6 protein-coding genes are annotated in these 5,918 nt (G+C 63.7%); all 6 read right to left on the bottom strand.

The features are described 5' to 3' along the window. Positions 1 to 339 (bottom strand): hypothetical protein (locus C1I98_RS33970; protein WP_199537426.1); only part of this gene is annotated, 339 nt, incomplete at its 3' end. Next, positions 339 to 917: a hypothetical protein gene (locus C1I98_RS33965; protein ID WP_111171432.1), complete on the bottom strand. Its 579-nt coding sequence runs from the start codon at positions 915 to 917 to the stop codon at positions 339 to 341. The genes C1I98_RS33970 and C1I98_RS33965, both read right to left, overlap by 1 nt. Before the next feature lie 204 nt (positions 918 to 1,121). After that, entirely contained in the window at positions 1,122 to 2,579 is a 1,458-nt protein-coding gene (locus C1I98_RS33960) for a hypothetical protein (protein ID WP_111171431.1), read from the bottom strand. Then, positions 2,576 to 3,919: a KGGVGR-motif variant AAA ATPase gene (locus tag C1I98_RS33955; RefSeq protein ID WP_111171430.1), complete on the bottom strand. Its 1,344-nt coding sequence runs from the start codon at positions 3,917 to 3,919 to the stop codon at positions 2,576 to 2,578. Before C1I98_RS33955 ends, C1I98_RS33960 begins: the two co-directional genes overlap by 4 nt. Beyond that, positions 3,916 to 4,389, bottom strand: coding sequence for a hypothetical protein (locus C1I98_RS40860; protein ID WP_146607808.1), 474 nt, complete (start codon positions 4,387 to 4,389; stop codon positions 3,916 to 3,918). Before C1I98_RS40860 ends, C1I98_RS33955 begins: the two co-directional genes overlap by 4 nt. A gap of 297 nt (positions 4,390 to 4,686) precedes the next feature. Then, complete coding sequence (locus tag C1I98_RS33950; protein WP_111171429.1) at positions 4,687 to 4,920, bottom strand: hypothetical protein; 234 nt, start codon at positions 4,918 to 4,920, stop codon at positions 4,687 to 4,689. Positions 4,921 to 5,918: the final 998 nt, after the last annotated feature.

Here is a 5,918-nt window from a genome sequence, read left to right as displayed (position 1 = left end):
GTGGGTGTAGGCGATGCGCGAGCCGGTGGGCAGGTCGAAGTACCGTGTTCGGGGCCCGGGCGGGATCGGCTGGGACGGCGGGCCGCCGAACATCGGCATGGCCAGGGCCGCCCGTTCTGATGCGGTGATGATGATCGCCGTCCAGCGCCTCACGGGTGCGGTCGCCACGCGCCGTAGCGCCCACCAGGCGACCGCCGCGGTTGCGAGGGCGGCCATGGTCAGCGCTACGTACCGGTTGCCGCTGAGAATGGCGGCGGCCCAGAGCATGCCGAGCCCGGCGATGAGCGCGGCCAGAACGCCCAGGCCGGCCAGTGCCCTGGGGCGTAAGCCGGTCTCCATCACTGCCTCGGCGATTCGGCGGTGGTCTCCTCCGATGGGGAATCCGCCGGCTTGCGGGAGGCTTGGTACGAGTAACTGACGGGCCAGACGATCGCGATGAGCGGGACCTTGGCCAGGTTCGCCATGAACTCGATGAGGGCCGAAGTACGCGAATGGTCATCGACCATCCAGACGACGCCGAGCAGCACGGCACAGGTGATCGCGTAGGCGGCCAGGATGCGCAGCCAGACGCCCCACTCGTAGCGTGCCCTGGCCCGCTTCTCTGTGGGCGGCTTGCGCGGCGGCGGACCTCCGGCGAAACGATGCGCGAACTTCGCGTCGGCCCATTTGATGGTGCGGTGGCCGAACATGATGGAGTACGCGATGTAGGCGGCGGCAAGGCCGTGTTGGATGCTTCCCACGGCCCCTGAGCGCATGTCGATCACGGCTGCGACGAGCAGGATCACGTCGAGCAGTGGGAGGCTCAGCAGGAGAACATTGCTGAGCCGCCGCATCCGCCACAGGTAGCGGGCGGCCAGGCCAAGCCCGAGCAGGGCCCAGAACCCGATCTCACAGGCGATGATGATCGCTATGATCACGAAGCTTTCCCCCTTTTGAACCCCCGTTGCTTCGATGATGGCCGGGGCCGGGGGGCATCACCTCGTCACAGGTGATGAATCGACGTACATCCTTCGACGGACTCCGCCCTCTTGGGTGACCGGGGCGAATGGCACGAGGGAGGGGTGCAGGCTCATCCAGTTCCGCGGCAGAAGGGTGGGTCCTGCCCGGCCTACGTCGCCGGGCTACGACCTAACTTTTGGCACACCGCCCTTGCGGCCGATCGAGAAAGCAATACGGTAGACATCGGGTAGGTCGATACGGCCGTCTCTACGGCGTCGCATCACACCGAGTTCGATCAGTTCCTCAACGAGCTTGGGGTATTGCTCCGAGTACCGTGGCCCGGTCCTCACCTGCTCACTCCCGACGCCATATGTGGTCTCCTGCTGCAGGGCTTCGGTGAGTCCATAGTCGGTCCACAGATCGATCACGGTGCTCTCGTCGATCGGCACCTGCTGCCCCGCCAAGGGGTCGATGGCGACCTGCACCCACGGCAGATCTTCCTTGATCTCTTCCACGCGGGTTGTCGATGCGGCCTGCACACCACGTCGAATTCCCTCATGGTGAATGGCGTACTCGTGCGCCGCGTACTGTGCGGTGGTCTCTTCCACGGCTTTGACCAAAGCGCTCAGAAAACTGCGCGGGCTGACCTGCTCGGTACCATCCATCAAGTGGTTCGGAAGCCAGGTATAGGTGTGACCCTTACGAAAATTGGCACCCATATACGGCCCGGCGATCGCAGTGAACAGCTCGGCCTGTTGCTTCTCATCGCCGAGCAGTCGCGGTGGTGGAAGATGTCGCCCGAGGGGAGCCTCTACCCAGCCTGGAATCAGCGCCCGGAATCGTTCTGCCACAGCGGACCCACTGTTCCCAAGATACTGAAACAGCAGTCCGTACAAATTTGCTGGCGACCATCTGAGGCTGGCCGCGTTCGCGGTGAGCTTTGAAGCGTCCGGAAAAGAGAGAAGCGCTCCGTCGAACATATCGGGTCTAATAAAGATCTTGAATCGAATATGGCGTGTACTGAGTCGGAGCTCCAAGGCGAGCTGCAGGATACCGACCACTAGTTGCTCTGCCTGCCGCCGGTCGCGATGGAGGTGCTCCAGCGCGTCGAAGAGCACCAGCAGCAAGGTGCCATCATTCGCAGCCCGGCGGTCCGCTTCCGCTATGGTGCGATCCCGTTCGGCGGGATGCTCTCGTACCCACCTAATCCGGTCCTTCCATGCGGGGATTCCCCTCAGGTCTGGAACGCCAAGCGCAACCAGCAGCACCGTGTTCCACAGATCCCAGGGAAGGGCGCCACTGTCCACGAGGCTGCGAAGCTCCGCAGATCCGGGGTAGCGCTCAGGAGCATTGTCCGCGCCGTACCCGGCGTGGGCCGTCACTCGGGTCAGCCGGTCGATGCGGTACTCGTGAGATGCCACCGAGCGCAGCCGGTCGTCGAGCAGTGAACGAAACCAGAAGGTCTTGCCCACGCCGCGCCCACCCTTTACGACGGTGGCATCGACATCGAGGGCAAGCCGGTGACTGTCCGGAGTGAAGAGCGTGCTTACGGAAGGCACGATGGTGTCCGCATCCTGGGCGCTCGCCAGCGAGGTGCTGAGAAGTATGCGCAGCTCCCCGACTCCGATGTCTTTGATCACTGCAGTCCTTCGGTGATTAGACGCATGGCCGTGTCCAAGAACTCTTCATACGCGGCCTGTGCAAAGGTCTGTTCGCTCCATCCGGGATTGGCTGCTCCGTCGAGGCCGACCAGGTCCAGGCTGAACAAGATCGGAATGGGATAGTGTGGAGCCGCAGTATCCTCAGGGCTTGGGTTGAAGCCGGACATGTCACCTGGCGGTAGGTCGTCGTAAAGTACCGAGAAGCATGTCCAAGCATGATCACGAAATGTTCCCAGGTAGTCGGCACGCCTTTTATCCGGAACCATTGACGCAACCATGCGGAGCTTTTCACGGATGGCCTCGGCCTGACCTGACGACCTCCACGCTGCAAACAGGTCGCCGTAGCCTTGCCAAGTCTGGCTGTTATCGGAGCCGAAGAGCAGTGCGAGATCACAAAGCCGTGAGATCGCAATGGCAGCGATATCATGAATACCGGCTCGACTGTCGAGTAGAATGACATCAGGCTGACGACTTCGTTCCGCGACGGCCATCCCGCAAGCTGACACAGCGCATTCGAGCCGGTCGGCAAAAGAGGGGAGCGCGCCGCCGACCGCATCCGAGTAGACGCGATTAAGTTTGTCCACATAAGCGTATGGCGCATTACCCGATCCCCGCCCCCGCGCGGGGGCCACCCACAACTCGCCGTTCCCGGTGATCGACACGCCGGAAGCTCGCTCCACCAGATCCAGTCCTTCGGCATTGCGGAGGGCGAATTCGACGAGATGGTCGACCAAGCCGTATTGAGGTGCAGCCTCCTCATTGAGAAGGAGGGCGCCTGAACCGGGTGACTCCAGGTCGAGGTCCACGACAAGAACACACCAGCCCCGGTCGGCGAGGTGCTTGCCGAGCATGTACGCGGCTGTGGAGCGGCCAACGCCGCCCTTGAACCCGTACAGCGCCACCCGCGCCGTCTGAATACCGCTTTCGAGCGGCGACGGTATTGTGACATGGGACCAGTCTTCGCCTACCACGGTGTTGTCCAACGTACGGATGCGTCCTGGCCCAAAATGACCAGCCAGCTCCGGCTCATCGAGTATACGGGGGGAGTCGAATACAGCCTCTGCCGCGAATAGCTCGGACGCTCGAAGTATGGTGTTCGGGGCAGCGTACAGGCCCAGGCGTTCCGTTAGTTCAGCTCGCCACCTTGCGACGGCCTCTTCTGGCAATTCCCTGTGCCTGTCGTCGAGTGCCAGACAGAAACGCCCCAAGACATCGCGGATCAGGACGCCGTCAAGGCCTTCGGTCACCGCCTCGCGTGCAATGGCGAGGGCAATGGGTCGCGCATCGTCAAATCGGACGATGCCACCTGAAGGAGTCATTGAAGTACCCCCGTGATGAGGGTCTGCTGATGCAGGGTGAGGATCTGGGTCGCGGCGGCTTTGCGTTCGTTCATCGTAGTGCTGCTGAGCATGGGGCCGCCGTGGTAGCGGTGGGCAACGTCCCAGGTAGCGAACGGTGTGCTGGAGTTCAACATAGCAGCCAGGGTGTTACCGGACCGACCACGGGCGAGTGTCGCCACCTCGGACCAGAGATCGGGCAGGTGCCCATGCTTCTTGGGCTTGCCACTCGAATCGCGAGTCCATGGCCAGGGGACCGGCATCCCGCCAGGCTTGTATGGTGCCGTCGTTGCGTTCAGGTGCCGCAGTAGGAGACTTTTCAGTGCGCATTCTACGGAGAAGCCGTAGTGATGGTCGGCGTTGGGCAGTCGGCCATCGTCATGCAGGTAGACCGCATCTTCGTAGTGACGGTGCGCAGCCTGAGCGAAGTGATCTTCTGGCGTCCGAGGCACACGCAGATCCTATTCGAGTGATCGTACACTTGCGGCGGCAACGATGCCATGGGCTCTGAGGTGATCCCCCACGCCGCGTGGCGCCGACCTCGGCCGGCTGATCGGTGGACGCGCTTGGGGCTATCACCATGTCTGAGGTGTCAGCCGTGCTGACAGTGACGGCCGTATCCGGCACCTGCCTGCAGGCGATCGATCGACTGAGCGAGGCGACCATTTTGTCGGAAACCGGCACGCCAGCACTTCGACTCCGCGCCTGGTCGCCCGCTCTCCTGGCCAAGGCCCCTCCCGCAGTGTGGGTCACCGGACGATCGCTAGGCTCCACGCCAATGCCATGCACATGCGGCAGGGCTTCATGTGTGTGCGGAGCCAGTACGACGGGTCTTCGTTATCAGCCCCCATGCCGCGCATGATGCCCGGGATGGTGTCCCGCCGAGTGGTGTAAATAGGAACGTTCAGATCGGACATCGCGTAGAGCGGCCGCTCCGGCTGCGGGAAGTTCCACCACCCCACGGACGCGACCCGTTCCAGCACCAACTTCGGCTATCTGAACCTCAGACTGAGGGCGGGGCAACTGCTTCTAGAAGGGGACGATTCCATGGGAGCAGAGCAGAAGCACATGGGGTCCCAAGGTCGCCCACGAGGCTGTGGGCCACCGCGCCGGGAAGGGCATCCTCGAGCAGGGGTTGCCAGCCGAGATCAGCCCCCGTCTCCCCGCAGGTGCGATGGGCACATATCGTCGTCTGCCAGCGATCGCGCTCATTGGGGAGCACCTCGCCAGGGGCTATCGTGACCAAGGGGAATACACCCACCCCCAACACGCGTAGGGTACAGCCAGCCACTCACGATCCCGGCTGACATACTGGTTCATCCCCATACGCATGGCAGCAACGCCATGCCCTGTGGGTGCCTGCGATGCTTTGCGGGTCACCCCCACGCGTGTGGGGAGCACAAGCCGACCTTCACGACCACCGCCAGCGCCACCGGTTCACCCTCACGCATGTGGGAAGCACGCAGGCGAGTCCGGCCGTGACCGACCATGAGACGGTGCACCCCCACGCGTATGGAGGTGCACCCTTCGTGAGCAGCAAGGATACAGCCGAGTTGCCGTGTTGCGATGTCGGGGTTTGTCGATGATCCACTTCTATCATCTGTCTTGTGAGTGGTGTTGCCAGCGGATCGCCGGGTGCGGGTGACCGGCTAGGGGCGCTAGCGTCGGGCGAAGCCCGACATGGGGAGAACAGGCCGAGCGTCAGCGAGGACCATTGCGCGCGGTAGCGCGACGGCAGGCAAAGCGCGCCACCCCGCCGGAGGCGGACCCTTAGCGCGAAGCGCAACTTTCCGCCGGAGGCGGACCCTTGGCGCGAAGCGCCCTTCTCCCGCCGAAGGCGACACGCTGCGCGGAGCGCGCTCCCGCCGCAGGGCGGACCTACGGCGCGAAGCGCGTTCTTCCGCCGGAGGCGGACCCTTGGCGCGAAGCGCCCTTCTCCCGCCGAAGGCGGGGGCGGCGCCCCGGAGGGGCGGTGGGGGTT

Source organism: Spongiactinospora gelatinilytica, assembly GCF_003236385.1.
GTDB classification, from domain to species: Bacteria; Actinomycetota; Actinomycetes; order Streptosporangiales; family Streptosporangiaceae; genus Spongiactinospora; species Spongiactinospora gelatinilytica.
This window is presented reverse-complemented; position numbering and strand designations above follow the sequence as displayed.

Excerpts from the sequence above, each read along its gene's own strand:
- C1I98_RS33955 (WP_111171430.1), bottom strand. The coding sequence starts at position 3,919 with ATGACTCCTTCAGGTGGCATCGTCCGATTTGACGATGCGCGACCCATT.